The organism is Herbaspirillum sp. NPDC101396, from assembly GCF_044767365.1.
In the GTDB taxonomy this organism is placed as follows: Bacteria; Pseudomonadota; Gammaproteobacteria; order Burkholderiales; family Burkholderiaceae_D; genus Herbaspirillum.
Genome location: NZ_JBIWNT010000002.1, coordinates 257,495 through 282,789, shown reverse-complemented (window position 1 = coordinate 282,789; position 25,295 = coordinate 257,495). Strand labels below are relative to the sequence as shown.

Annotated in this window: 25 protein-coding genes; 23 read left to right on the top strand and 2 right to left on the bottom strand. The window is 56.4% G+C overall.

Features of this window, described 5'->3' with window-relative positions; translation table 11 throughout:
• Window positions 1–401: 401 nt before the first annotated feature.
• The 10 genes from ACIROY_RS06260 to ACIROY_RS06215 all read left to right on the top strand — a co-directional run bounded on the left by ACIROY_RS06260 (window position 402) and on the right by ACIROY_RS06215 (window position 8,946).
• Entirely contained in the window at window positions 402–1,352 is a 951-nt protein-coding gene (locus ACIROY_RS06260; RefSeq protein ID WP_402340594.1) for an NAD-dependent epimerase/dehydratase family protein, read from the top strand.
• Complete coding sequence (locus tag ACIROY_RS06255) at window positions 1,349–1,948, top strand: SIS domain-containing protein (RefSeq protein WP_402340592.1); 600 nt, start codon at window positions 1,349–1,351, stop codon at window positions 1,946–1,948. Before ACIROY_RS06260 ends, ACIROY_RS06255 begins: the two co-directional genes overlap by 4 nt.
• A 10-nt stretch (window positions 1,949–1,958) precedes the next feature.
• Window positions 1,959–2,951, top strand: a complete 993-nt coding sequence (locus ACIROY_RS06250; protein ID WP_402340590.1) for a GDP-mannose 4,6-dehydratase — start codon at window positions 1,959–1,961, stop codon at window positions 2,949–2,951.
• A gap of 71 nt (window positions 2,952–3,022) precedes the next feature.
• A complete protein-coding gene (locus ACIROY_RS06245) occupies window positions 3,023–3,850 on the top strand; it encodes a transketolase (RefSeq protein WP_402340588.1) in 828 nt (275 codons plus the stop codon).
• The gene (locus ACIROY_RS06240; protein ID WP_402340585.1) at window positions 3,847–4,779 is read left to right on the top strand and encodes a transketolase family protein; all 933 of its coding nucleotides are present in this window, start codon (window positions 3,847–3,849) and stop codon (window positions 4,777–4,779) included. The genes ACIROY_RS06245 and ACIROY_RS06240 overlap by 4 nt, the downstream gene beginning before the upstream one ends.
• A 76-nt stretch (window positions 4,780–4,855) precedes the next feature.
• A complete protein-coding gene (locus ACIROY_RS06235; protein WP_402340582.1) occupies window positions 4,856–5,407 on the top strand; it encodes a haloacid dehalogenase-like hydrolase in 552 nt (183 codons plus the stop codon).
• Window positions 5,389–6,387 (top strand): aminoglycoside phosphotransferase family protein, encoded by a 999-nt coding sequence (locus ACIROY_RS06230; protein ID WP_402340579.1) that lies wholly within the window; start codon window positions 5,389–5,391, stop codon window positions 6,385–6,387. The genes ACIROY_RS06235 and ACIROY_RS06230 overlap by 19 nt, the downstream gene beginning before the upstream one ends.
• 3 nt (window positions 6,388–6,390) lie before the next feature.
• Window positions 6,391–7,062 carry a class I SAM-dependent methyltransferase gene (locus ACIROY_RS06225; protein WP_402340577.1) on the top strand — a complete coding sequence of 224 codons (672 nt, stop codon included), beginning with the start codon at window positions 6,391–6,393 and terminating at the stop codon, window positions 7,060–7,062.
• Between the two features lie 4 nt (window positions 7,063–7,066).
• Complete coding sequence (locus ACIROY_RS06220; RefSeq protein ID WP_402340574.1) at window positions 7,067–8,122, top strand: zinc-binding dehydrogenase; 1,056 nt, start codon at window positions 7,067–7,069, stop codon at window positions 8,120–8,122.
• 38 nt (window positions 8,123–8,160) lie between these two features.
• Window positions 8,161–8,946, top strand: a complete 786-nt coding sequence (locus ACIROY_RS06215) for a phytanoyl-CoA dioxygenase family protein (protein ID WP_402340571.1) — start codon at window positions 8,161–8,163, stop codon at window positions 8,944–8,946.
• A 54-nt stretch (window positions 8,947–9,000) separates the two neighbouring features.
• Here ACIROY_RS06215 and ACIROY_RS06210 read toward each other — a convergent pair whose 3' ends face one another.
• Window positions 9,001–10,434: a GSCFA domain-containing protein gene (locus ACIROY_RS06210; protein WP_402340568.1), complete on the bottom strand. Its 1,434-nt coding sequence runs from the start codon at window positions 10,432–10,434 to the stop codon at window positions 9,001–9,003.
• Between the two features lie 546 nt (window positions 10,435–10,980).
• On the opposite strand from ACIROY_RS06210, the gene ACIROY_RS06205 reads away from it, so the two are divergent.
• From ACIROY_RS06205 to ACIROY_RS06175, 7 genes are all read left to right on the top strand, one after another.
• Window positions 10,981–11,913, top strand: a complete 933-nt coding sequence (locus ACIROY_RS06205) for a glycosyltransferase family 2 protein (protein WP_402340566.1) — start codon at window positions 10,981–10,983, stop codon at window positions 11,911–11,913.
• A 197-nt stretch (window positions 11,914–12,110) separates the two neighbouring features.
• Window positions 12,111–12,761 carry an FkbM family methyltransferase gene (locus tag ACIROY_RS06200; protein ID WP_402340563.1) on the top strand — a complete coding sequence of 217 codons (651 nt, stop codon included), beginning with the start codon at window positions 12,111–12,113 and terminating at the stop codon, window positions 12,759–12,761.
• 67 nt (window positions 12,762–12,828) lie between these two features.
• Complete coding sequence (locus ACIROY_RS06195) at window positions 12,829–13,623, top strand: nucleotidyltransferase family protein (RefSeq protein ID WP_402340560.1); 795 nt, start codon at window positions 12,829–12,831, stop codon at window positions 13,621–13,623.
• Between the two features lie 390 nt (window positions 13,624–14,013).
• On the top strand, window positions 14,014–14,562 hold the full coding sequence (locus ACIROY_RS06190) for a WbuC family cupin fold metalloprotein (protein ID WP_402340557.1): 549 nt from the start codon (window positions 14,014–14,016) through the stop codon (window positions 14,560–14,562).
• Window positions 14,559–15,809 (top strand): class I SAM-dependent methyltransferase, encoded by a 1,251-nt coding sequence (locus tag ACIROY_RS06185; protein WP_402340554.1) that lies wholly within the window; start codon window positions 14,559–14,561, stop codon window positions 15,807–15,809. The genes ACIROY_RS06190 and ACIROY_RS06185 overlap by 4 nt, the downstream gene beginning before the upstream one ends.
• Window positions 15,802–16,560, top strand: a complete 759-nt coding sequence (locus ACIROY_RS06180; protein WP_402340551.1) for an SDR family NAD(P)-dependent oxidoreductase — start codon at window positions 15,802–15,804, stop codon at window positions 16,558–16,560. Before ACIROY_RS06185 ends, ACIROY_RS06180 begins: the two co-directional genes overlap by 8 nt.
• A gap of 71 nt (window positions 16,561–16,631) precedes the next feature.
• Window positions 16,632–18,230: a PfkB family carbohydrate kinase gene (locus ACIROY_RS06175; RefSeq protein WP_402340548.1), complete on the top strand. Its 1,599-nt coding sequence runs from the start codon at window positions 16,632–16,634 to the stop codon at window positions 18,228–18,230.
• 10 nt (window positions 18,231–18,240) lie between these two features.
• Here ACIROY_RS06175 and ACIROY_RS06170 read toward each other — a convergent pair whose 3' ends face one another.
• The gene (locus ACIROY_RS06170) at window positions 18,241–18,714 is read right to left on the bottom strand and encodes an SRPBCC family protein (RefSeq protein ID WP_402340545.1); all 474 of its coding nucleotides are present in this window, start codon (window positions 18,712–18,714) and stop codon (window positions 18,241–18,243) included.
• A 112-nt stretch (window positions 18,715–18,826) separates the two neighbouring features.
• Between ACIROY_RS06170 and ACIROY_RS06165 the strand changes: the two genes are divergently transcribed.
• From ACIROY_RS06165 to ACIROY_RS06140, 6 genes are all read left to right on the top strand, one after another.
• Window positions 18,827–20,908 carry a UvrD-helicase domain-containing protein gene (locus tag ACIROY_RS06165; RefSeq protein ID WP_402277305.1) on the top strand — a complete coding sequence of 694 codons (2,082 nt, stop codon included), beginning with the start codon at window positions 18,827–18,829 and terminating at the stop codon, window positions 20,906–20,908.
• A gap of 99 nt (window positions 20,909–21,007) precedes the next feature.
• Complete coding sequence (locus ACIROY_RS06160; RefSeq protein ID WP_402277307.1) at window positions 21,008–21,889, top strand: alpha/beta hydrolase; 882 nt, start codon at window positions 21,008–21,010, stop codon at window positions 21,887–21,889.
• 245 nt (window positions 21,890–22,134) lie between these two features.
• Window positions 22,135–22,935, top strand: coding sequence for a basic amino acid ABC transporter substrate-binding protein (locus tag ACIROY_RS06155; RefSeq protein ID WP_402277309.1), 801 nt, complete (start codon window positions 22,135–22,137; stop codon window positions 22,933–22,935).
• 125 nt (window positions 22,936–23,060) lie between these two features.
• Complete coding sequence (locus ACIROY_RS06150) at window positions 23,061–23,804, top strand: amino acid ABC transporter permease (protein WP_402341383.1); 744 nt, start codon at window positions 23,061–23,063, stop codon at window positions 23,802–23,804.
• Window positions 23,785–25,080: a TIGR03862 family flavoprotein gene (locus ACIROY_RS06145; RefSeq protein WP_402340542.1), complete on the top strand. Its 1,296-nt coding sequence runs from the start codon at window positions 23,785–23,787 to the stop codon at window positions 25,078–25,080. The genes ACIROY_RS06150 and ACIROY_RS06145 overlap by 20 nt, the downstream gene beginning before the upstream one ends.
• Window positions 25,077–25,289, top strand: a complete 213-nt coding sequence (locus ACIROY_RS06140; RefSeq protein WP_116434429.1) for a SlyX family protein — start codon at window positions 25,077–25,079, stop codon at window positions 25,287–25,289. Before ACIROY_RS06145 ends, ACIROY_RS06140 begins: the two co-directional genes overlap by 4 nt.
• Window positions 25,290–25,295 lie beyond the last annotated feature (6 nt).

The following is a 25,295-nucleotide window of genomic DNA, read 5'->3' as shown; positions in this document are numbered from 1 at the left end:
ACAAATCAGCGCGGCAATCCCTTTTCCCCTCCATGAAATGGGGCTTTGCACCGCCATCCGGGCAAAAGAAGAACAAAGACCGGATTCGGCGTGTTATTGCCTCTTTGCCACAGCTTTCCCCGCACTAAGATTGCACCAGCATGGTTAGCCTTGGCGCTAGGCCGCAGAGGCAAAGGATAGAAGCCCGCCGCAATTTCATCCCTCCATTCCAGTTTTCCGATTCCCGTCCGTATACAGTGCACGCAGACAGCAATGTCGGCGCAGGGAACAAGGCGGTGAAAGCGGGACGGATTGCCGGATAAATTGCCGATGTGCAAATCCCGAGGGTCCTGGCCGGATCGACAGCGCCGCAGCAACGGTAAATCAGGTTCATTCAATTTTTTAGAGAATCACGCGCATATATGAATATTTTAGTTACTGGTGGCTGCGGCTACAAAGGTACGGTTCTGGTCCCCAAATTGCTCGCGCGCGGCTACAAGGTGCATGTCCTGGACATCATGTGGTTTGGCAATTACCTGCAGCCGCATCCGAACCTGACCGTCACGCAAGGGGACGTGCGCAACATCGACCAGATCTCGCTCGACGGCGTCGACACCATCATCCACCTGTCTTCAGTGGCCAATGACCCGTGCGGCGACCTCGATCCCAAACTGACCTGGGAAGTCAGCGCCCTGGCGACCATGCAACTGGCCGACAAGGCCGTGCGCAAAGGCGTCAAGCAATTCATCTATGCCTCTTCCGGCAGTGTCTACGGCGTCAAGGAAGAACTGCAAGTGACCGAAGATCTCGAACTCAAGCCGATCTCCGAATACAACAAGACCAAGATGGTCTCCGAGCCGGTGCTGCTGAGCTACAAGGACCGCATGGTGGTGCAGATCGTCCGTCCTGCGACCGTGTGCGGCTACTCGCCGCGCATGCGCCTGGACGTGTCGGTCAACCTGCTGACGATGCAGGCGCTGTCCAAGGGCAAGATCACCGTGTTCGGCGGCGCGCAAGTACGTCCCAACATCCATATCGACGACATCACCGACGTCTACCTGCACCTGATCGATCACCCGGAAGTCACCGGTGTCTACAACGCCGGCTTCGAGAACATCTCGATCCTCGACATCGCCAAGATGGTCGCCAAGCACATCCCGGTCGACATCGTCGTCACCGAATCGAACGACCCGCGCTCGTACCGCGTCAACTCCGACAAGCTGCTGGCGACCGGATTCAAACCGTCGAAGTCGGTCGAAACCGCGATTACCGAAATCATCGAAAAGTATCGCAGCGGCGAGCTCAAGGACGAAGACCGTTATTACAACCTGAAATGGATGGAGCAGACCGTACTTGCTCCGAAAGCAGCATGAACGCAGAAGTGACTACGGAAAAACTGCCGACCGCCGTCTTCACCGCATACGCCAGCCGCTTGCAAGAGGTGCTGGCGACATCGGACTGGTCAGGCGTGGCGCAACTTTCGCAGGACATGAAGGACTGCTGGGTGAACGGACGCCAAGTATTTTTCTGCGGCAACGGAGGTAGCGCCGGCAACGCAATCCATCTGGCCAACGACTATCTCTACGGCATCGCCAAACGCACCGGCGGCGGCATGCGGGTGTCTTCGCTGTCGGCCAACGCAGCCGTGATCACCTGCCTGGCGAACGACGTCGGGTACGATGCCATCTATTCCGAGCAGCTCGCAGTCCAGGCACAAGCCGGCGATCTGCTGATCGTCCTGTCGGGCAGCGGCAATTCACCCAATATCCTGCGCGTGCTGGAACAAGCCAAGGCCATGGGCGTGAAAACCTGCGGCATTCTCGGTTACAGCGGCGGCAAGGCCAAAGCCATGTGTGACATACCCATCCATTTCGCCATCGACGACATGCAAATTGCTGAAGACATGCAACTGATTGTCGGCCACATGGTCATGCAATGGCTGTACGAAAATAAACCTGTAGCGGAATAGATAGAAAAACATGTCGGGCAAATACCTCATCATCGGCAGCAACTCCTTTTCCGGTGCCAGCTTCGCCGATTTCCTGCTGCGCAACGGCGACAGCGTCATCGGCACCAGCCGCTCACAAGAACCGCACAAGGCATTCCTGCCCTACCGCTGGTCCGGCAAGGACGCCGATTTCCGTTTCTACAATTACGACCTGAACAAGGATCTGGAGCCGCTGACGGCGCTGATCCAGGCAGAAAAACCAACATTCGTGGTGAATTTCGCGGCACAAAGCATGGTGGCCGAAAGCTGGAAAAATCCCGAACATTGGTTTGAGACCAACGTCATGGCGACGATCCGCCTGCATGAAGTGTTGCGACACTGCGACTTTCTGGAAAAGTATGTGCACGTCACCACGCCCGAGGTCTACGGCAGCACCGATGGCTTCATCAAGGAAGACACGCCGTTCAATCCGAGCACGCCGTATGCCGTTTCACGCGCAGCCGCCGACATGAGCCTGAAAACCTATTTCGACGCTTACGGTTTCCCTGTGGTTTTTACGCGCGCGGCCAACGTCTACGGCCCCGGCCAGCAGCTGTACCGCATCATCCCGCGCACCATTCTGTCTATTCTGACCGGCAAGAAACTGCAATTGCATGGCGGCGGGCATTCGCGCCGCTCTTTCATTCACATGCGCGACGTGTCGAACGCCACCCACAAAATTGCAACCGCAGGAAAGACCGGCCAGACGTATCATATTTCAACCGATGAGATCGTCAGCGTGCGCGAACTGGTGGAGCGCATTTGCCGCAAACTCAATGTCGATTTCAACTCCTGCGTCGAAGTCGTCGGCGAACGACTCGGCAAGGACGCTGCCTACATGCTCGACAGCAGCAAGTTGCGCAAGACCCTCGACTGGGACGTCAGGATCGACCTCGACCAAGGGCTGGACGAATGCATCGCCTGGGTAAAAAACAATCTGGACGCGATGCAATCGATGGAATGGAATTACGTTCATAAGCCGTAACCGCTTGTCGCTTCGACAAGCATTGATTACTGCCCGTTTGTAAAAAACGGGCATTGTTTTTAGAGACTGCCATGACGCCAGACATCCTCGCCCTGCAAAAAACCGCCGCCACGATCCGCGGTCGCATCATTGCAACCTCGCATCACACACAAACCCCGCACCTGGGATCATGCCTGTCCTGCGTCGACATTCTGATCGCAGCCTATTTCAGCGCACTCAAGATCGACCCGTCCAAACCCGCCGATCCCGATCGCGACCGCTTCATCCTGAGCAAGGGACATGGTGCCGCAGCATTGTTTCAGGTGCTCGCGCACAAGGGCTTCTATCCCGAAGCGATGCTGGAATCGTACGGCCAGGACGGCGGCATCTTCGCCGAGCATCCTCCGACACCCGATCATTTGCCCGGCATTGAAGCCGCCACCGGCTCACTCGGACACGGCTTGCCGATCGGACTCGGCATGGCGTTGTCCGCGCGCATCCAAAAGCGCAGCTATGACGTCACGGTACTGTTGGGCGATGGCGAATGCAACGAAGGCTCGGTCTGGGAATCCGCCATGATGGCCGCCGGCCAGCAAGTCGGCAGCCTGATGGCCATCGTCGACTTCAACAAATGGCAGGCAACCGGCCGCAGCGAAGATGTGCTGGCCCTCGGCCCACTGGTCGACAAGTGGCGCGCATTCGGCTGGGACGCAACAGAAATCGACGGTCACGACATGTCGGCGCTGACCGACATCATGGGCCGTCCGCGCAAGCGCACCGGCAAGCCGGTTGCAGTGATCGCGCATACCGTCAAGGGCAAGGGCGTCTCCTTCATGGAAGACGACAACAACTGGCACTACCGGATTCCGAATGCGGATGAACTGGCCGCTGCTTACCTGGAACTGGGAGTCACAGCATGAGAAACGCATTCGCAGATGAAATTACCAAACTGGGCGTAAGCGATCCCCGCGTGGTGTTGTTGTCGGGTGATATCGGCAACAAGCTGTTCGACAAATTCAAGGCCGCCAGCGAAGGCCGCTTCCTCAATTGCGGCATCGCCGAAGCCAACATGATGGGCGTCGCCGCCGGCATGGCGCTGTCCGGCCTGCGTCCGGTGATCTACACGATCACGCCGTTCACGACCACGCGTTGCTACGAGCAGATCCGCGTCGACGCCTGCTACCACAACGTGCCGGTGATCATCGTCGGCACCGGCTCGGGTCTGTCGTACGCCGAACTCGGTCCGACCCATCACTCATGCGAAGACCTCGCCATCATGCGCGTGCTGCCGAACATGACAGTCATGGCGCCGGCCGATGAAGTCGAGCTGCGCCAGTGCCTGCGCGCCGCGCTCAGGCAAAACGGCCCGGTCTACATCCGTATCGGCAAAAAAGGCGAGCAGATCGTTCCCAAGAAAGACGACACATTCGAAATCGGCCGCGCCATCAATGTGCGCGAGGGCGTCGATGTCTGCCTGATCGGCACCGGCACCTTGCTGCCAACGGTACTGGAGGCGGCCGAGCTGCTGCAAGCACAAGGCATCACGGCGCGGGTGGAAAGTTTCCACACGATCAAGCCGCTCGACACCGACACGGTGCATGCGGCGTTTTCGAATTACAGCGTGGTCGCGGTGGTCGAAGAACACAGCCGCATCGGCGGACTGGGCGGCAGCATTGCGGAATGGCTGGCACAACAGGACCGGATGCAAGGTCGCTTGCTGAGCTTCGGCACTGACGACGACTTCATGCATGAAGTCGGCAGCCAGGCTTATGCCCGCGCCAAGTACGGCCTGACGGCCGACAACATTGCCGCCAAAGTGCAGGTGGCCCATGCGAAAGCACGCGCCTGACATGCATATCATGCGTATTGGCTTCGACTTCGACAACACGATTGTCAGCTACGACGAATTGTTCCACGCGGTCGCGGTGGAACAATCGCTGGTGCCTGCGGCGACGCCGGTATCCAAGATTGCCGTGCGCGATCATTTGCGGCAGATCGGCAACGAAGCAGCCTGGACCGAATTGCAAGGCTATGTCTATGGGGCGCGCATGGAGCAGGCAGCAGCTTATCCAGGCGCGATCGAGTTCATCCGGCAGGCGCGCCGACACGCCGAAATCGTGATCGTCAGTCACAAGACGAAGCATCCATTCCTCGGTCCACAATACGATCTGCATGCGGCGGCGGCCGATTGGATTGCATCTGCGCTGGTCGATGGCACTGCGCCTCTGTTCGCAACGGACTGCGTGTTCTTCGAGCTCACCAAGGAAGAGAAAATCGCGCGCATCGCCGCGTGCGAATGCGATTATTTCATCGATGACCTTCCCGAGATTTTGCGCATGCCCGGCTTTCCGGCGCACACCCAGCGGCTGCTGTTCGATCCGGAACGCAATCACAACGGCGAAGGTGTCAGCGCGCATTTCGGTTCATGGCCGGAGATTCAAGCATTTTTCGAGGCGACATGGTCAGCCCGGAACTGACGGAAAAAGTCGCTGGCTTGCTGCAGTCCTGCGGCATCGCCTCTGCGGGATTGTCGCTGTCCGTGGTTGGCGGCGGCGGCAACAACCAGGTTTTTTCGATGGATCTGGATACCGGTCGCTATCTGGCGAAGGCCTATTTCAATCACCCAGCAGATACGCGCGATCGCCTCGGCACCGAGTATGCATTCCTGTCCTACGCCGCCACACTCGGACTTAGAACCGTCCCAGCGCCGGTGGCGCGCAGCGATGCAGATCATCTCGGCATTTACGAATTCATCGACGGCGTCAAAATAACGGCGGATACTTTGCAGCCGCACCACGTGCGCAGCGCGGCACAGTTCATCGCCACGCTCAATGGTGATTCTCGACGCAGCGCGGTCTTGCCGCCCGCATCCGAAGCATGCTTTACCATTGAACAGCATCTGGACATGGTCGACCGCCGGCTGCAGCGATTGCAGGACATCGCCGGCGATGATGACCCGCAGCGCAAAGCAAGGGAACTGGTACGCCAACTCACTGACGCCTGGCGTCGTCGTCGCGCACAGATTGCTGCTGCGGCGGCGCCTGATTTGTCCCACGACGATCAGTGCATTTCGCCGTCCGATTTCGGTTTTCACAACGCCTTGCTCAAGGGCGACGGCGAGTTGTGTTTCATCGATTTCGAATATGCCGGCTGGGACGATCCGGCCAAACTGATCGGCGACTTCTTTTGCCAACCGGCAGTGCCTGTGCCGCCGACGTATTTCGACGAATTTGCCGAGATAGTCGTCAGCTATTCGGCGCGGCCGCAGGTGTTGCGCGAACGGGCACATCTGCTGCTGCCAGCCTTCCAGATCAAATGGTGCTGCATCATGCTCAATGAATTCCTGCCGACTGCGGCACAACGCCGGCAATTTGCAGATCCAGCTTCGTCTCTGGAACAGAGGCAGCGCAGGCAGCTCGACAAGACAGAACAATTTTTCCAATCCAGGCTGATATAAATCATGGCATACATAGACTTCCTCACTTCCGTCCACAAGAGCACCACGCGCGACTACCTGGCGCGCGTCAACGACACCGAGTTTCCAAAAGCCAAAGCAGCTGCGCTGGCCAAACAATGGGGCTTCGATTACTGGGACGGCGACCGTCGCATCTGCTACGGCGGTTATCGCTACATGCCAGGCCGCTGGGCGCCGGTGGCGCAGGCGATGATCGATCACTATGGCATCAAGGCCGGCGACAAGATCCTGGACATCGGTTGCGGCAAGGGTTTTTTGCTGTATGAGATTTCCCTGCTGGTGCCGGGCGTGGAGATCCATGGCATCGATATTTCGGAATACGCCATCGCCAACGCCAAGGAAGAAATCAAGCCCAACCTGCAAGTGGCCAACGCCACCAGCTTGCCCTTCCCTGACAAGCACTTCGACTTTGTCTTTTCGATCACGACGCTGCACAATCTGCACAATTACGATCTGGACAAGGCGTTGCGCGAGATGGAACGCGTCGGCAAAAAGAATAAATATCTGTGTGTCGAGTCTTACCGCAACGAGTCGGAAAAAGCCAACCTGCTGTATTGGCAAGTGACGTGCGAAGCATTTTGTACACCAGAAGAATGGGACTGGTGGTTCAAGCAGACCGGCTACACCGGCGACCATTCCTTAATCTATTTCGAGTAAAGCCATGAACATGCCAAAAACCATGAAGGCGGCCATCCTGGTCGAGCTGCAAAAGCCTTTGGTGGTGGATGAAGTCGAATTGCCGGCGGCGCTGGACGTCGGCCAGGTCCTGGTCAAGGTCAACAACAGCGGCATCTGCGGCTCGCAGCTCGGTGAAATCGACGGCGCCAAGGGCGAGGACAAGTATCTTCCCCATTTGCTCGGCCATGAAGGCTCCGGCGTGGTCGAAGCCGTCGGCCCGGGTGTGCGCTTCGTCAAACCCGGCGATCACGTCGTACTGCACTGGCGCAAAAGCCAAGGCATCGAGTCGGCGCCGCCGCGTTACACTTGGAAAGGCAAGACGCTCAACGCCGGACTGATCGCAACCTTCAACGAATACGCCGTGGTCTCGGAAAACCGCGTCACGCGCATCGACCCGACCTCTGACATGGAAATCGCCTCGCTGTTCGGCTGCGCGGTCACAACAGGTTTCGGCGTGGCCGAGAACAACGCCAAGATCCGTTTCGGTGAAGCAGTGGTGGTGTTCGGCGCCGGCGGCGTCGGCCTCAACATCATCCAGGCGGCGGGCTTGCTGTCCGCCTACCCCATTATTGCCGTCGATCTGCATGACAATCGGCTGGATCTGGCAAAGTCACTCGGTGCCACCCACACCATCAATTCGAGCAAGGTCGATGCCAAGGCCGCCTTGCAGGAATTGACCGGTAACCAGGGCATCGATGTCTTCATCGACAACACCGGCCAGCCCGCCATCATCGAACTCGGCTACGAGCTCACCAAGGCGCAAGGGCGCGTGGTGCTGGTCGGCGTGCCGCGCAAGGGACGTAACATCAGCATCTATTCCCTGCCGCTGCATTTCGACAAGCGCATCAGCGGCTCTCACGGCGGCGAAGCGGTTCCCCATGTCGACATTCCACGCTATACCAAGCTGCTCGATGCCGGCCGCATCCAGCTCAAGCCCCTGATTACCGAGCATTTCAAACTTGACGACATCAACGTGGCGATACAGCGCATGCGCAGCGGTGAGTTGGCGGGGCGTTGCCTGATCAAGATGGATGCCTGAATTGGCATGCATCGTCCGAGATATAGCGAAATAGACACATGAACACACTCAATCTGAAAAGCAAGATCTTTGATGCTCCAGGATTTTCGAAGGATGTCCGACTCACGCCGGATGAGTTGGCCGTATTTCGTGACGCAATCACAGAGCAATGGCTGTCCGTCATCGGTGCGACGCATCCCGAGCTGGTGTCTCAGTTCAGAGAAGTTGGCATCTCCAATTATCACCAACTCGCGCATTTGCTGAGTCATGAAACCTTATGGCCAAAGCAGACGCGTTGCTTGCCTAAACATAGCTGCGACAAAATCAAGGTATTGCCTTTTTTCCAGACATTGCGCGACGAGCTGGGTGAGTTTGCGATTTCTGATGTGTTTTATGGCGACACGCATGAAGCTGGCCGGGAGGAGATTTACTGGCGGCTGGTACGGCCGAATGCAGCGAAAGATGTTGGCTCCTTGCATGCGGACAAATGGTTTCATGACGTCATGGGAATGGACGATCAGGCTTTTTCGGCGGAAGCCGAGACGGTCAAAATATGGATACCCATTTTCTCGCAGCCAGGCAAGAACGGCTTGATGATCGTGCCTAATTCCCATCGTAAATCCTACCGCTATCATGCAGCGCCAGGCGCCGGCGGCATGAAGCCGGTCATTGACGAAGACGTGGAAACGCTAGGCGCCGAATTGATGCTGACCGAACCCGGCAACATGTTGATCTTCAATGAAGGCATCTTGCACGGCGGCGCCGTTAACATGGGCGACCAGACCCGTGTCAGCGTTGAAATCACGATGGTCTTCGCAAACAGATCCACCCCAACAGCCCAATGAAATGGAGCCACTTTTGTGGCCCCATTTCACAAACCTTGATCATGCCTTGCCGGTTCAGCCGGCATTGAACATATCGATGAAGGCGCCGATCGTGCCATTCACTTTTTCTTCAGATACATGCCATGCCGCGCCATCGTCGGCAGCATAGAAATTGCTGGCATTGGATCCGGCCCAACGGAATACTTCAAATGACGGCCAGTAGATAATGTCTTTGAGGCCGGATTGGTTAACGACTTGATGCGCTACCAGCCGCATCGTGCTCTTCGAAAGGCAATCTGCGGCGATACACGATTCGAACTCAAAAGATGCGATTAACGGCACTGGAGAAACCGTGATGACCAGCTTCACATCCGGAGCAAGGCGGCGGATGAAATTGATCAGGTAGAGCACGTTGTCGACGTTTTCCTGAACCGATGTTGTACGGTACTCGTATTTTTCGGCAAGCACCCGGGAATTCAGTGCTGTGGGTCGTGGCAAGACAAAGTCGCCGGTGGCCCTGTCAAAAAAGGCCGGGGCGACACCCAAGGTAAGAATGAACACGTCCGTGTTCGTGATCTTTTCCAGCGTATTCTGGGCATTCCATCCCGGCGGCAGTAATTCGTGAATTCGGTCACCGATGGCGCCATCGACTTTCCCTGTGCTCAGCCAGTCAACAAAAGCTTTATTTGCAAACGTGGTGTTGATGTATTCGGAAATCTCCATGTGCGTACTGTTGAAGCCATTCTTGTTCAGGCTGGCGGAGATATTTCGTGCGAAGCAGGAACCCATTGTGAAAAACCGCGTCGATTTGCTGATAAATTTTTTCTCGTTCCGCAGATCTAGGGCGATATGATTCTTGATCAGATCGGGCAGGTTGCCCAGAAAATCTTCCGTCAGCGGATAGCGCCCGATTTTCTTTCGCTTTTGTGCGACAACTTCGGTATTGGCCGACGCCAGTCCGGCTTTTCCGATTTTGATCGTTTCCCGGTTCGTTTCGGTGTCGTAGGTTGCCGGATTCAGCGAGATAGCTTTTTCCAGGGCGGCGATGGAGTCCGCCAGATTGTTTGCAACAGTGTTGATATGCGACAGGCTTTCGCTAAGATGATAGTAGTCGTCAGCGCTATTCGACATGGAGGCGACTTTGCGATACAACTCGGCAGCTTTTTCCTGAGGACCGACATAGCTGCACCGCTGCGCTGCAAAGCGAACCAGAGAACAGTTGGCTTCCGCATTGTCCTCAAACAGCACCGGATAGTCATCCAGAATCGACAACGCCAGATCCCGGGCAATTGCCAATTGTTTGTGCGTGCCGTCATCGATCAACTGCGCATAAATGAACCGCGAATCCAGATCGCTTTTTTCTTCCGCAAGTTTCTCAAAACAGACAATCGCTTCAGCGCGTCGGTTCTCTCCGATAAACTTGGTTGCTGCTTCGCGAATGGCGTCACGATTGCCTGCTTCAAGCAACTGAGCCAAATTGGCGTCGAGTGGTAGGGAGGAATTTGTCATGTTTGAAAATTCGGTAAAGTTTTCTGGAGAAGCGCGCCGGTACCTGCGGCGATCGGAAACGCGCCATCAGCCATTGAAAAGCGACGGTGGCTGAATTGATTCTACACATTTTCTGGTGACGTTTGTAAAGTCCGCCAATGGTGAACACGCGGAGAAACAGTATGGCAAATCCCGCTGACACCAGGCTTGTTCCGGCAAACCTGTCTATAACGGGCCGGCCGGCGATTCAGCCGATGAAATGAAGAGCTAGCGGGTCTTTAAGGGCGTTATTCACCGTTTCAGCTTTGCACACTTGCATTTATCATTGATTAGTTAGAGATAAATTAGGGGAACTTTGACTTATCTCCACTGGATAGACAACGTGCCCGGCGTCCTCCCTGCAAACTGAGATACTCATCGAATTGCAGCAAACTCCCCTTGTTTTTCCCGACCTCGATCAAGTATCTGAATAGCTGCACGTCCTGCGGCATAGTAAATTGCAGAGAAAAGAAATGCGGTCGATCTTGAATTTCGACGCGCCAGTGAAGCTATTAATTGGAGAAGAACATGCTTACCGTCATCATCCCTACCAAGAACCACGGTAGCTACCTCGATCACTTGATTACCAATGTAATTTTTGCCGACGAATCGCCGGTCACCAAGCTGCTGATCTGCAACGATGGGTCGACCGATGAGACCGCAGCCATTCTGGCGAAATTTTCCGGGGACAAGAGGATACGGATTTTTCACAATGAAAAAAGTATCGGGGCGATGGGATCGGAAGCACTGATGTATCCTCATGTCGAAACACCCTACGCCATGTTCATGGCGAGCGACGACTATTTCTTCCCCGGCAAACTGGCCAAGCTGTTAGATGAAATGATCAAGAACGACGCCTATGTCGGCTTCGGAAAATATGTCATTGAAGACGGCGACCAGATCATTGAACTGAACCATCCCGGATGGCGGGCAAGACGACAAGCCGGACCGGATGAATTTTGCTCGATCCTGGGATTCGATCATTACACGTCTTTCATTGTCAGCATCTTCAAGTGCGAGCATCTTCCCCGTTACGGATCCGACAATATGCCATGGGACTTTACACTCGATCAGATGGCCAAGGTGGATGGCCTTGGCGAGTTCAGAGCACATGACTGGAGTATGGCGCTCGACATGGCAAAGGATCATCCCAACCGTTTTTACTTCCTTGACGAGTATTGCGGCTGCTTCCGCAAAGTTGCATCGCAGCTCTCTTCGGATGACAAATATCTCCATACAGGCCGCGCAGCCTATGAGATGGGAATGCTGATATTGAGGCATCTGCAAGACTACAAACTGAGGCAACGGGTTAAGAATTCGGAGTTCTTCAGAAATGCAATTAAAAATCTTTTCTACGCGAAAGTTGGGCAAATGACCGATGCGGGAAAGCAAAGCCAAAACTTCAACGACATCTACAAACCGATTTTACTGGCAGCCGACGCCCTTCTCGTTAACATGTAGCCCCGTTTGAAATCACTCAAAAACCATTCGATGCCCTGCTATCCGAATCATTAGACCTTAGCCAATAAAGAGAAAAGTATTGTGAATAGCGCATCTACCGTAATCAGCATCGCGAATACCATCTTCACGGGGAGCATGACATGGTAAGTCCAATGATGAAAATTCTGAGGACGTGCGTAACAATGCTCCCGAACAGCATGCAACATGCTGCCTCGAAATGGTATTTTTTCCGGCAGATACGGACAGGTCGCTTCAAAAGCGATGAGGCGGAATGGGGAAGACTATCCGATTGGCTGAAGCCCGGCGATTGGTGCATCGACGTTGGCGCCAATGTCGGCCGCTACAGCCTGAAAATGTCCAGACTGGTCGGCCCTTCGGGTCAGGTCATCGCGTTTGAGCCGCTGACGCATACCTTCGATCTTTTAACTCACTTTGTGGAAAAAAGCGGATACCGCAACATCACGATGCTCAATGCTGCCGCCACTGAGCAATCCTGCCTTATCCATATTGCGGCAGATCCCTTCCCGGTAAACCCGAATTATATTTTCGACACCAACACCGGTTCCCGTATTTCCAACGCCGACAACGAAGCCGGCGACAGCAAATTGGGCCTGAGTATTGATTCACTTAAGCTGCCGCATCGTATCGCACTGATCAAGATGGATGTGGAAGGCCACGAACTTGCCGTTTGCAAGGGAATGACGGAGCTTATTCAGCGCGACCACCCCGTACTGATTGTAGAAGTTCAACATGCCACAACCGGCGTGCCTGAATTTTTGGCGCAGTTCGGTTATCACGGCGTGCGCTCTTCTGAAGGCGCGCGCAACATGGTGTTTACCAAGCAATGACGCGGGCTGCGAATGTGAACGTGATGCAGCGACCGTACTTGCAATCATTGATGAGGTAAATCCCGGCATGCGCGCACTATTACTCGCCGCGGGACTGGGGTCCAGACTCCAGCCGCTGACTAACTTCCTGCCCAAGTGCCTCATGCCCATCAATGGGCGGCCGCTTCTGGATTACTGGATCGAGAATTTGCTGATGCAAGGGGTCGATCAAATTCTCATCAACACGCACTATCAGGCGGCGCTGGTGACGGATTATCTGCGTCAGAGCAGCTGGAACAATCGGGTAACACTGGTTCATGAAGGTCGCTTGCTTGGAACGGCTGGGACTGCGCTGGCTAATCGTGACTTTTTCCGCGATGAGCCATTCCTGATCGCGCACGCAGATAATCTGACGCGCTTCAATTGCACGGAGTTCATAGACACCCATCGACGTCGACCAGACAAGGCCGCCCTTACGATGATGCTGTTCGAGACTGAAGATCCTCGATCATGTGGAATTGTCGATCTGGACAAGGACGGTATCGTCCAGGAGTTTCATGAAAAAGTCGCCAATCCTCCCGGCAATCTCGCCAACGCCGCCATCTATATCGTCGAACCGGTTGTCGTGGAGTACATGGCAACACTGGGTAAGCCGGAGATTGATTTCAGCACGGAGGTCATTCCACACTTCATGGGCCGGATTTCCACTTTTTTGAATCACTCATACCATCGGGATATCGGCACAATCAAGAGTTGGACAGAGGCCCAGCGGGATTTTGGAATGCCCCCGGCACTTCCTGAGAATGAACTGGCGTGGAACAGGCTCATGGCCTCTCTGGACCCGGAATTGCCTCGATTGATGAGCAATCTGACAACAAACTGAATCTTTACTCGAACTGCTGAGTCTGCCCGGGTTCGTACCAGCCCGCGGAAGCAACCGGCCGCAGAGTCGTTCAAATGCGATGTTTGCCCATCATTTACAAGGCTGTTTTCCCGATCAAAAGCATAAAGCGAGATGTATTCTTTGACATTGTCCATCCCTTCGCGGGAACGATCGGAAATTGAAAATCAGCCACACACCGATATCGAAATCATGATGATATTCATGAACAAATCAATCAAATAATTTTCATAGTTGTTTAATCTACGAATACTCACTGAATATCATGACTGTTGAACATGAATGCAATTCTGGCGACAACCATACCGCCGGCCGAAAGAATGCGCAAAATCGGCCCGTTCCGGTCGGGATTGCTGCGGATATGAAAAGACCATGAGCGAGGACGCGCGCAAATACCGCTTTCAGAACCCGGAAGTTATCTATTCGGATCTTGAAATAGTTACCGCATCGCGTGCGGATATCAGCCACCTGGAGGACCTTTCTTCCAAAAATCCTCGCAAGCGGATTCGACTGTGCGCACACAATACGCCTGAAAACGCATTGCACGAAATGCTGATCATCCATGAGCGCAGCGCTTATGTCCGTCCCCACAAGCATCCGGGAAAATCCGAATCGATGCATGTCATTTCCGGGCGAGTCGATCTGGTCATTTTTGACAACGGCGGCGCAGTGGCGCAAGTGATAGAAATGGGCGACTACGCATCGGGACTGACGTTTTACGAACGCGTCGAGAAGCCGGTATTTCATACGCTCATTATCCGTTCCGATGTACTGGTATTTCACGAAACGACGAACGGCCCGTTTCAACTGGGCACAACCGTATTTCCCGACTGGGCGCCGGATGGCAGCGACATCGCTGCGGCGGAACGCTACATGAGGGATGTGGATCAACGAATCAATCCTCCGACAGGAAAGCAATGAAGCAAATTATTCATCGACGCACGGACTGCCGTGCCTGCGCAAGTACAGATATGGAGCTGGTGTTCGCGTTGAAACCGACGCCGATCGGAGACGATTACGTCAGCCAGGATCGCCTGGATGAGGCACAACCAAGCTATCCGATCGACCTGTTCATGTGCCGACAATGCGGCCTGGCGCAAATCACCGACATCATCGATCCGGATGTACTGTACGGTAACTACATTTACGTAACGCAAAGCTCATTCGGATTGAATTCGCATTTTCAGGCCTATGCCGAAAACGTCGTGCAGCGTTGCCGAGTTGAGCCGGAATCGCTGGTCATGGACCTCGGCTCCAATGACGGCACATTGTTGCGGTCATTCAAGGGACTGGGCATGAAGGTCCTCGGCGTCGAGTTTGCCGCGCATATCGCGGAGCAGGCAACCGCCAGCGGCATCGAAACCATCGGCAAGTTCTTCGAACGCGATCTGGCCACGCAGATTGTCGCCTCTCACGGCCATGCTCGCGTCATTACGGCCAACAATGTATTTGCCAACATCGACGATTTGCGGTCATGGGTCGACGGCATTAATACCTTGCTGGCAGACGACGGCGTATTTATTTTCGAGAGCTACTATCTGGCCGATCTGATCGACAACATGGTGTTTGATTTCATTTATCACGAACACTTGTCGTCGTTCTCGGTGAAACCGATGCAGGCCTTGTTCGCCGGCGTCGGCCTGGAACTGACCGTGATTGAACGCGTCGCAACCAAGGGCGGTTCACTCCGTTATTTCGTACAACGTCCGGACGGCCCGATGCAGAAGGATGGTTCGGTGGCGCAACTGCTGGCTGAAGAAGAAAGCAAGGGCATCTATCGCAAGGAAACTTACGACGCCTACACGGCAAAAATCGAGGGGCTCAAACAGCAGACGCTGCAATTCCTGAAGCAAGCGAAGAAAGAAAACAAGACGGTTGCCGGTTTTGGCGCATCCATCACGGGAACCACGCTGATCTATCATTTCGAGCTAGGCGAATACCTCGATTACCTCGTCGACGACAATCAGGCCAAGCAAGGGCGCTATAGCCCCGGGTGGCATCTGCCGGTTCTGCCGTCGTCGGCCATCTACGACCGCAAGCCGGATTATGTCCTGGTGCTGGCATGGCGCTTTGCAGACACCTTCATGCAAAAGCATCAGGCATTCCTCGACCAGGGCGGTTGTTTCGTGGTGCCGCTGCCCGAATTCAAAATCATTAAACATGACTGACAAGCATTACATCGTTGTCGGCGGCACCCGGGGAACCGGACGGGCTCTCGTAGAGCATTTGCTCGCTGAGGACACCGCCTATCGGGTATCTGTATTCGGCCGCAATCATGTCGAGGAGGAGGCGTCGCCTCGTCTGGGAATATATGTGGTGGATGTTTCAGATGCGGCAGCCCTGCGTTCCGCGCTGGACCAGGCCGTCGCCACGCATGGCAAGGTCAACAGCATCATCTTCATGCAACGCAACCGATCGTCGACGGATGCGTTCGAAACCGATTTGTCCGTAGCGCTGACGGCCACGAGAGTTGCTATCGACCATCTCATCGACTGCGCTTATTTCGCCGGGAACGAAGCAGGAGACAGCATCGTCATGGTCAGCTCCATTGCCGACCATTACATCGCCCCCGAACAGGATCTCGGCTACCACGTCAGCAAAGCCGGTCTGGCGCAATTGGCGCGCTACTATGCATTGCAACTCGGGCACAAAGGCATTCGCGTCAACATCGTATCGCCATGCGTGGTAATCAAAGAAGCAGCGCAGGAATACTATCGGCAGAACAGCTGGATTACAGACCGGTTCGAGCGTTTTATACCGCTCAAACGCGCTGGCACATCGCAAGACATCATCAACGCCATTATGTTTCTCACCAGCGATCAAGCGTCCTATATCACGGGCCAGAATATCGCAGTTGATGGTGGCCTTACACTGCGTAGCCACGAGTCCATCATCAGAGATTTCCCTCAAGAAAAATGACGGCAGATGGATCTGTAAATACTACTTGGCACAAAAATTCTCGGGGATAGCGGTTCGAATGCATCGAGATCATGCAAGACCATGCTGAATTGAAAGCGACACCCGGGATGGAAGTCGCATCGGAGGATAGATTGGATAATTCATTGTTGTCAGATATGGCAGAAATTACAGAGATAAAGGCACGCGCGGGCACCAGTGCGCGCATCGTATTTGTGGCGGGGAACTTCAATACCGTTCATCCCGGACATTTGCGCTTGCTGAAATTTGCCTCTGAATGCGGAGATTTTCTGGTTGTCGGCGTGGCGGGCGACCATGTCCCAGGTGCTTTGCTTCCTGCAAAATTGCGTTTCGACGGCATAACCGCAATCAGCTTCGTCGACTATGCGTTCGTCATGACCTCCACGCCGGAAGACATTATCCGTGTCTTGCAACCAACGGTCGTGGTAAAGGGCGACGAACACGAATCAAAACACAATCCAGAGCAAGCCGCCGTTGACGAATACGGCGGGAAATTGATGTTCAGCTCCGGCGAAATGCGGTTCTCATCAATTGACTTGCTAAAGCGGGATATCCTGGAGCCGAATCTGGGTTCGATAATCCGTCCTCACGACTATCTGGATCGCCATGGATTTTCGATGCGCGATTTGCGCGCCACAATGGAGAAGTTCAAAGGTTTCCGCGTTGCCGTTATCGGAGACTTGATCGTCGACGAATATGTCAGTTGCGAAGCGCTTGGCATGTCCCAAGAAGATCCGACCTTGGTAGTGACCCCTATTTTGCAAGAGCGATTTATCGGGGGGGCAGGGATTGTTGCATCACATGCCTGCAAGCTTGGCGCGGAGGTCCGCTATTTTTCCGTGTCCGGAACGGACGTTGCGGCTGATTTTGCTCGCGAAAAACTGCAGGAATACAATGTTGCGGCAACAATTTTCGAAGATGACAGCAGGCCGACAACCTTGAAGCAGCGTTTTCGGGCTGCAGGAAAAACCTTGTTGCGCGTAAGCCATCTACGGCAACATGACATTGAACCCAAACTTGCCCGCCGTTTCGTTGAGAAGGTGAAAAATGACCTGACTGCATGCGATCTGGTCATTTTTTCAGACTTCAATTACGGTTGTCTCCCGCAGGTGGTCGTCGATGAACTGATTGCCGCCTGCGTCGAACGCAATATCCCGTTCGTCGCAGATAGTCAGTCATCGTCACAAATGGGTGACGTATCAAGGTTCAAAGGCGCAACACTACTGACGCCTACTGAACGCGAAGCGCGCCTTGCAGTGCGGGACTTTAATTCCGGGCTGGTCGTGCTCGCAGAAAAATTACGTCAGCAATCTCAGGCTGACAACATCATTCTCACGCTCGGAGCAGAAGGTATTCTCGCGCATGCTCAGCCTGAAAAAGAAGGCGATTGGTTGACCGACAGGCTACCCGCTTTCAACATCTCGCCAAAAGACACTGCGGGCGCCGGCGACAGTTTGCTGACATGCACATCGATGGCAATGGCTGTCGGGGCGGATATTTGGCAAAGCATGTACATGGGCTCCATTGCCGCAGCCTGCCAAATCAGCCGCGTCGGCAACATCCCCTTGTCGTCTTCCGATCTGATGCAGGAATTGAAAGATTTTTCCATCACGGACAAGCTTCTTGCGTCATCCAGCCAGAGCAAGATGTAACGGATGCCGTCTAGTGAACTGACCCCTTGATAATCAGTTCGCGAATGATGCGGATGGTGTCGATGTCCGCCGCTTCATAAGCCGAACGGCGGAACTGGTCGTAAAAGGCTTTTTCAGTGCCGGCTTCTTCTTCCGGCGCGCCGTCGTCGTATTCGAAACGCACGAACAGCGCCTCTTCCTCGGGCTCCTCAATCGTCATGCTCAGGCTGGACGTCGGGATCTCGCCCTGCGCCGGCACGTGGTAATGCACGCGCTGCAGCGCCTCATACGTCACGACGTCATGGATGCGCAATTCGCCATAGCGCAGCATGCGCTTGACCGCCGCGTCCGTCTTGTCGGACAGTACGCATTCGTCGAGATGCTCCATGAACAATTGCGGCGCTTCGGCGCGCATGACGAGGCCGCGCCACAGCTGTTCGCGGGTCAGATTGTCGATCAGCGGGTTGAGCGGATCGTTGATTTGAATCAAGTGATTGAATTTCATGCTTTTGAACCTGTTTCGGGATGCCGTTATTGTCCCACAGAAGGCCCGGCCGGGCAGGGCCGGCCTGCTACAATGGCGTGTTATCCCTCATCCCCTTCCAATCGATCCCTGCATGTCTTCCGCCCCCGCATTTGGTCTCAACGCGCCGCAAAGCGAAGCCGTTTTGTACATGAACGGCCCTTGCCTGGTGCTGGCCGGCGCCGGCTCGGGCAAGACGCGCGTCATCACGCAGAAGATCGCCCACCTGATCGAGAATTGCGGCTACGAATCGCGCCACATCGCCGCGCTGACCTTTACCAACAAGGCCGCGCTGGAAATGCAGGAGCGCATCGCCAAGCTGCTCAAGGAACCGAAACAGGCCAAGCATCTGACGGTGTCGACCTTCCATTCGCTGGGTGTAAAAATTTTGCGCCAGGAAGCCAAACACCTGGGGTTGAAGGATCGCTTTTCGATCATGGACAGCGACGATTGTTTCTCGCTGGTGCAGGATCTGGCGGTAACGACCGACAAGCAACTGATCCGCCGCATCCAGAATGCGATGTCGCTGTGGAAGAACGGCCTGATCGACCCCGAGCTTGCGCTCAGGAACGCGGTTGACGAAGAAGAAGCGGTGGCCGCGCGCATCTATCGCAGCTATGTCGCCACGCTCTCGGCGTATCAGGCGGTCGACTTCGACGATCTGATCCGCCTGCCGGTGGAGCTGTTTCGGGGTAATGAAGAAGTGCGCGACCGCTGGCAGCGGCGCCTGCGCTATCTGCTGGTGGATGAATACCAGGACACCAATACCTGCCAGTACGAGCTGGTCAAGCTGCTGGTCAGCGGTATCGGCAAGAAGCCGATGTTCACCGCCGTGGGCGACGACGACCAGGCGATCTACGCCTGGCGCGGCGCCACCATCGAGAATCTGAAGACGCTGCAGATCGATTTTCCCAATCTGCACCTGATCAAGCTGGAGCAGAATTACCGCTCCAGCACGCGCATTCTGCAAGCCGCCAACTCGGTGATTTCCAACAATCCCAAGCTGTTTGAAAAAGCGCTCTGGTCGGAACACGGACTGGGTGATCCGGTCAAGGTGATGGCGATGGACGACGACGAGGCCGAGGCCGACCAGGTCGCCATCATGCTGTCGGCGCATCGCTTCGAGCGCCGTGCCAAATTCTCCGACTACGCGATCCTGTACCGCGGCAACCACCAGGCGCGCATCTTCGAAAAAGCCCTGCGGCGCGAACGCATTCCTTATGTGATGTCGGGCGGCCAGAGTTACTTCGATCGCGCCGAAATCAAGGACATCATCAGTTACCTGCGCCTGATCGCCAACCAGGACGACGATCCTGCCTTCATCCGCGCCGTCACCACGCCGCGCCGCGGCATCGGCCAGGCCACGCTGGAAGTACTCGGCACGGTTGCCGGCCAGTGGCAGTGCTCGCTGTTTGAAGCCGTGTACAAGGGCGCGCTGGAAGACAAGCTGCCCGACAAGCAATTGCTGCCGCTGCGCCAGTTCTGCGACTTCATCAACAATCTCGAATCGCGCGCCAGCCGCCCGGGTCCGTCCGGCAGCGGCGAGAACGCCGCGCAGGTACTCGACGACATGATGGAAGCGATCAACTACGAAGGCTACTGCTACGACGCCTTCGACGAACGCCAGGCGCAAAGCAAGTGGCAGAACGTGGTCGACTTCACCAGTTGGCTCAAGGAGCGCGGCTGCGGCGGCAAGGACGGCGAAGGCGAAGAAAAGAACTTGCTGGAACTGACCCAGATGGTTGCGCTCATGACCATGCTCGAAGGCAAGGATGAAGAGCAGGACGCCGTGCGCATGTCGACCTTGCACGCCTCCAAGGGCCTGGAATATCCGCACGTGTTCCTGATCGGCGTGGAGGAAGGCATCTTGCCGCACAAGGGCGATCCCGACGCGCCGGCCGAGACCATCGCCGCACGGATCGAAGAAGAACGCCGCCTGATGTACGTCGGCATCACGCGCGCCCAGCGCAGCCTGCAGATCACTTGGTGCAAACGGCGCAAGCGCGCACGTGAATTCACCGCCTGCGACCCGTCGCGCTTCATCAAGGAAATGAACCTCGATGTCGGCGACGCCGTACCCAAGGAAGAGGAAAAAATCACGCCGCAGAACCGGCTGGCCAACCTGAAGGCCTTGCTGCAACAGCCGCGCAGCACGCCGACGCCGTCCAACGACTGACCCACCTGCACCGCGTATAATTTTCTGCGGGGCAATGCCCCGGCTGTGAGATGACATCCAGGCATCCGCAGTCTCCGACAACAATAAGGAGGAGAAGACATGCTGTCCATTTTCAGGAAACCGCTTGCCCGGTCATATCGTTCACTACTTGCGCTGCTGACAATGCTATTGCTGGCATCTGCCGGCGCACAGGCGAGCAGCATCACCAACGTCGAATTCCAGTCGCCCGCATTGGGACGCGCATGGAACTACAACGTCTACCTGCCGACCGGCTATGAAACATCCAACCTGCGTTACCCGGTGCTGTATCTGCTGCACGGCAATGACGGCCATCGCAATGACTGGCCGGTCAAGGGACGCATTCAGGCCACTGCCGACGCGCTGATTGCCTCCGGCGATATTCCCCCGGCTATCATCATCATGCCGGACGCCGGCACCACCTGGTTCGTTGACCTCAAGGAAAAAGTCGAGACCGCCTTTTTTGCCGATCTGATTCCACAAGTGCAGAAACGCTTTCGCACCCTGACCGGACGCGACGGTCGCCTGGTCGGCGGGCTGTCGATGGGCGGTTATGGCGCCATGCGTTTTGCGCTCAAGTATCCGGAAAAATTCCAGGCCGCCGCGCTGCTGAGCCCGGCCATCTATAATCCGGAGCCGCCTGCCACCTCATCGGCGCGCTTCGTCAAGGTGTTCGGCTCACCCGACTTCGATCCGGCCATCTGGAAGGCGCACAATTATCCGGCGCTGTGGGACGAATTCCTGAAGAAGAACATCAAAGTGCCGATGTACATCAACTCCGGCGACGATGACGACTTCATGATCGAGAGCGAAGCCACCCAGTTCTATGCGCTGCTGCGCAAGAACAAGCAACCGGCCGAACTGCGCATCGTCAACGGCGCCCATGCCTGGCCGGTGTGGGAATCGACCATCGGCGATGCCCTCAAATACATTTTCCAGACCGTCCGACGCCCTGAGCAATAGGCTGCCGGCTTTAGCTGTCCGCCCCTGTACGGCGGACAGGCCCTCGCCCTCCCACATTTGTTGCACATTTTTCAATATCCGCGCATCGAAAACGCGATTGCACCTTATTTTGCGCTGCAAATGGCGTTGAACCGGACCGTAAACGTTTACAATCCTCCCCTTTCCGACACCCCGATGCGCTTGCGCGGCGGCGGCCTACCCGGGCCCTGTTTTCATCTGCTGTTCCTATTTTTACAAGGTTGGTCATGAACAAGTACTTCAAGCAATTCGCTCCTGCACTGGCGCTGGTCGCCGCCGTCGCCGCACTGTCCGCTTGCGGCAAGAAAGACGAAGCAGCGCAAGCGCCCGCCGCCGCTGCCGCCAAGGTCTACCTGGTCGGCGTGGAGTCCGCCTATGCGCCGTTCTCGGCGGAAAACGAAAAGAAGGAAGTGGTCGGCTTCGATATCGACGTGATGAAGGCGCTGGCGCAAAAGATCGGCATCGAAGTGAAGTTCGTGCCGACGCCGTTCGAAGGCTTCTTCAACTTCCTGGCGCAAGGCGATCGCGACCTGCTGATCTCCGCCATCACCATCACCGACGAGCGCAAGCAGACCGTCGACTTCTCCGAGCCGTATTTCGAAGCAAGCCAGCTGATCGCAGTGCCGGCAGCCGACGCCAAGGTGCAGAAGTTCGACGACCTCAAGAACCTCAAGGTCGGCGTGCAGAGCGCGACCTCGGGCGACGAGATCGTGCAGCAATTGCTGGGCAAGAACAATCCCAACATCAAGCGCCTCGACTCCACCCCGCTGGCATTGAAGGAACTGGAAACCGGCGGTGTTGACGCCGTGGTCGCCGACGACGCCGTGGTCAAGAACTACATCACCAACAATCCGTCGAGCAAGCTGCGCACCGTGTCGGACGCCAACTTCCCGAAAGAGTATTACGGTATCGCCGTGCGCAAGGGCAACACCGAGTTGCTCAACAAGGTCAACAAGGGCATGGCCGACCTGAAGGCCGACGGCACTTTCGACAAGATCAGCACGCAGTACTTCGGCGCCAAGAAATAACATCTTTGCAGGCCGTAGTGCAGCCGCCGCAATCACAGTGCGGCGGCGGCGCTACGGTATAATCCCGACAAATGCGCAGTCCGCCGGATTGCGCATTTTTCATGTCCACCATACAATTTTCCGCCATGGATTTCCGCTGGAGCATCATCGAAGGCTACGCGCCGCTGTTCATCAAGGGCTTCTTCATGACGCTCGAAGTGGCCGTGATCAGCATTGTCGCGGGCACCGTGATGGGCCTCCTGCTGGGCATGCTGCGGCTGGCCGACGTGCGGCACGGCGTGTGGAAATACATCCTGCGCGTCACCAAGTGGATCGCCGGCTTCTACGTCGCCTTCTTCCGCGGCACGCCGTTGTTCGTACAGATCCTGCTGATCCATTTCGCCGTGATGCCGGTGCTGATCCACCAGGACAACGGCCTGCTGATTTCCGGCGAACTGGCGCGCACCATCAAGCAGGATTACGGCGCATTCGTGTCGGGCATCGTGGCCTTGTCGCTCAATGCTGCGGCATACATCTCCGAAATCTTCCGCGCCGGCATCCAGTCGATCGACCGCGGCCAGAGCTATGCGGCATCGAGTCTTGGCATGGGCTATCGCCTGCGCATGCGCTACATCATTTTGCCGCAGGCGTTCCGCCGCATGCTGCCGCCGCTGGGCAATGAAGCCATCACGCTGCTCAAGGATTCCTCACTGGTGTCGACCATCGGCCTGGCAGAACTAGCCTACGCCGCGCGCACCGTGGCAGGCAGTTATTCGCGCTACTGGGAGCCGTACATCACGATTTCGGTGGTGTATTTCAGCATGACGATTTGCCTGGCCATGCTGGTGGCCAGACTGGAAAAGAAATACAGTGCCCCATCCCGCCACTGACCCCGCTCGCACTGCCCCGGTCGCCGTCATCGGCGGTGGTCCGGCCGGCCTGATGGCCGCCGAAGTACTGGCGCTGGCCGGCGTGCAGGTCGACCTCTACGACGCCATGCCTTCGGTGGGCCGAAAGTTCCTGCTGGCCGGCAAGGGCGGCATGAACATCACCCATTCGGAAGACCTCGACGGCTTCCTCTCGCGCTACGGCGCGCGCCGCAATGAAGTTGCCGCATTGCTCAAGGATTTCACGCCCGAAGATTTGCGCACGTGGATACACGGACTCGGAATCGACACCTTCGTGGGCAGTTCCGGACGTGTTTTCCCGACCGACATGAAGGCCGCGCCGCTGTTGCGCGCCTGGCTGCATCGCCTGCGCGAAGCGGGTGTGCGCTTCCACATGCGGCATCGCTGGCAAGGTTGGGATGCGGATGGCAAGTTGCGCTTCGCCACGCCCGAAGGTGAAATTTCCACGACCGCAGCCGTAGCGGCCACCATTCTTGCGCTGGGTGGCGGCAGCTGGAAGCGCCTCGGCTCGGATGGCGCATGGATGCCGCTGCTGGCCGAACGCGGCGTCGATCTGGCGCCCCTGCGGCCGTCGAACTGCGGCTTCGACGTCGACTGGAGCGAGCATTTCCGCAGCCGCGCCGCCGGCGAACCGCTCAAAACCGTCGCCGCCACCGTCATCCTCAGCGACGGCACACCGCTGCGCCGCCAGGGCGAATGCATCATCACCGATACCGGCATCGAAGGCGGCCTGATCTATGCCCTGTCTGCGCCTTTGCGCGACGCCATCACGCCGTCCGCGCCGGCCACGCTGTATCTCGATCTGCTGCCGGACTGGCTGCCGGCGCGCGTACTGAGCGAGCTGCAACATCCGCGCGGCGCCCGCTCGATGTCCAGCAATCTGCAGAGCCGGCTCAAACTCAAGGGTGCAAAGGCGGCGCTGCTGCGCGAATGCACCAGCGCGGAAGATTTCCAGGATATGCACAAGCTGGCGCAGGCGATCAAGGAGTTGCCGGTCAAATTGCGCGCGCCACGGCCGATAGACGAAGCCATCAGCAGTGCCGGCGGTGTACCATTCGAGGCGATGCAGGACGCGGATGAACATCACCTGATGCTGCGTCAGGCGCCGAGCGTATTCTGCGCCGGCGAGATGCTGGATTGGGAAGCGCCGACCGGCGGGTACCTGCTGACCGCCTGCTTCGCCAGCGGTCGCAAGGCCGCACAAGGCGCATTACGTTGGCTCGGCGACACGCCGGCCGCACAGGAGAACACACCATGATCGACGAAGAACGTCTGGTCGACATCGAACTGAAACTGACGCATCAGGAAGATACCGTCGATACACTCAACAAGATTGTCTACGAGCAGCAAAAGAAAATCGACGAGCTCGAAAAACTGCTGACCGCGCTGGCGCGGCAGGTGAAGGACGCCGCCAACAGTGCAAGCGAGCCGCGCAGCATCGAGAATGAAAGACCACCGCATTATTGATGCGGC

Excerpts from the sequence above, each read along its gene's own strand:
- ACIROY_RS06260 (WP_402340594.1), top strand. The coding sequence starts at position 402 with ATGAATATTTTAGTTACTGGTGGCTGCGGCTACAAAGGTACGGTTCTG.
- ACIROY_RS06255 (WP_402340592.1), top strand. The coding sequence starts at position 1,349 with ATGAACGCAGAAGTGACTACGGAAAAACTGCCGACCGCCGTCTTCACC.
- ACIROY_RS06250 (WP_402340590.1), top strand. The coding sequence starts at position 1,959 with ATGTCGGGCAAATACCTCATCATCGGCAGCAACTCCTTTTCCGGTGCC.
- ACIROY_RS06245 (WP_402340588.1), top strand. The coding sequence starts at position 3,023 with ATGACGCCAGACATCCTCGCCCTGCAAAAAACCGCCGCCACGATCCGC.
- ACIROY_RS06240 (WP_402340585.1), top strand. The coding sequence starts at position 3,847 with ATGAGAAACGCATTCGCAGATGAAATTACCAAACTGGGCGTAAGCGAT.
- ACIROY_RS06230 (WP_402340579.1), top strand. The coding sequence starts at position 5,389 with ATGGTCAGCCCGGAACTGACGGAAAAAGTCGCTGGCTTGCTGCAGTCC.
- ACIROY_RS06225 (WP_402340577.1), top strand. The coding sequence starts at position 6,391 with ATGGCATACATAGACTTCCTCACTTCCGTCCACAAGAGCACCACGCGC.
- ACIROY_RS06220 (WP_402340574.1), top strand. The coding sequence starts at position 7,067 with ATGAACATGCCAAAAACCATGAAGGCGGCCATCCTGGTCGAGCTGCAA.
- ACIROY_RS06215 (WP_402340571.1), top strand. The coding sequence starts at position 8,161 with ATGAACACACTCAATCTGAAAAGCAAGATCTTTGATGCTCCAGGATTT.
- ACIROY_RS06210 (WP_402340568.1), bottom strand. The coding sequence starts at position 10,434 with ATGACAAATTCCTCCCTACCACTCGACGCCAATTTGGCTCAGTTGCTT.
- ACIROY_RS06205 (WP_402340566.1), top strand. The coding sequence starts at position 10,981 with ATGCTTACCGTCATCATCCCTACCAAGAACCACGGTAGCTACCTCGAT.
- ACIROY_RS06200 (WP_402340563.1), top strand. The coding sequence starts at position 12,111 with ATGCAACATGCTGCCTCGAAATGGTATTTTTTCCGGCAGATACGGACA.
- ACIROY_RS06195 (WP_402340560.1), top strand. The coding sequence starts at position 12,829 with ATGCGCGCACTATTACTCGCCGCGGGACTGGGGTCCAGACTCCAGCCG.
- ACIROY_RS06190 (WP_402340557.1), top strand. The coding sequence starts at position 14,014 with ATGAGCGAGGACGCGCGCAAATACCGCTTTCAGAACCCGGAAGTTATC.
- ACIROY_RS06185 (WP_402340554.1), top strand. The coding sequence starts at position 14,559 with ATGAAGCAAATTATTCATCGACGCACGGACTGCCGTGCCTGCGCAAGT.
- ACIROY_RS06180 (WP_402340551.1), top strand. The coding sequence starts at position 15,802 with ATGACTGACAAGCATTACATCGTTGTCGGCGGCACCCGGGGAACCGGA.
- ACIROY_RS06175 (WP_402340548.1), top strand. The coding sequence starts at position 16,632 with ATGCAAGACCATGCTGAATTGAAAGCGACACCCGGGATGGAAGTCGCA.
- ACIROY_RS06170 (WP_402340545.1), bottom strand. The coding sequence starts at position 18,714 with ATGAAATTCAATCACTTGATTCAAATCAACGATCCGCTCAACCCGCTG.
- ACIROY_RS06165 (WP_402277305.1), top strand. The coding sequence starts at position 18,827 with ATGTCTTCCGCCCCCGCATTTGGTCTCAACGCGCCGCAAAGCGAAGCC.
- ACIROY_RS06160 (WP_402277307.1), top strand. The coding sequence starts at position 21,008 with ATGCTGTCCATTTTCAGGAAACCGCTTGCCCGGTCATATCGTTCACTA.
- ACIROY_RS06155 (WP_402277309.1), top strand. The coding sequence starts at position 22,135 with ATGAACAAGTACTTCAAGCAATTCGCTCCTGCACTGGCGCTGGTCGCC.
- ACIROY_RS06150 (WP_402341383.1), top strand. The coding sequence starts at position 23,061 with ATGGATTTCCGCTGGAGCATCATCGAAGGCTACGCGCCGCTGTTCATC.
- ACIROY_RS06140 (WP_116434429.1), top strand. The coding sequence starts at position 25,077 with ATGATCGACGAAGAACGTCTGGTCGACATCGAACTGAAACTGACGCAT.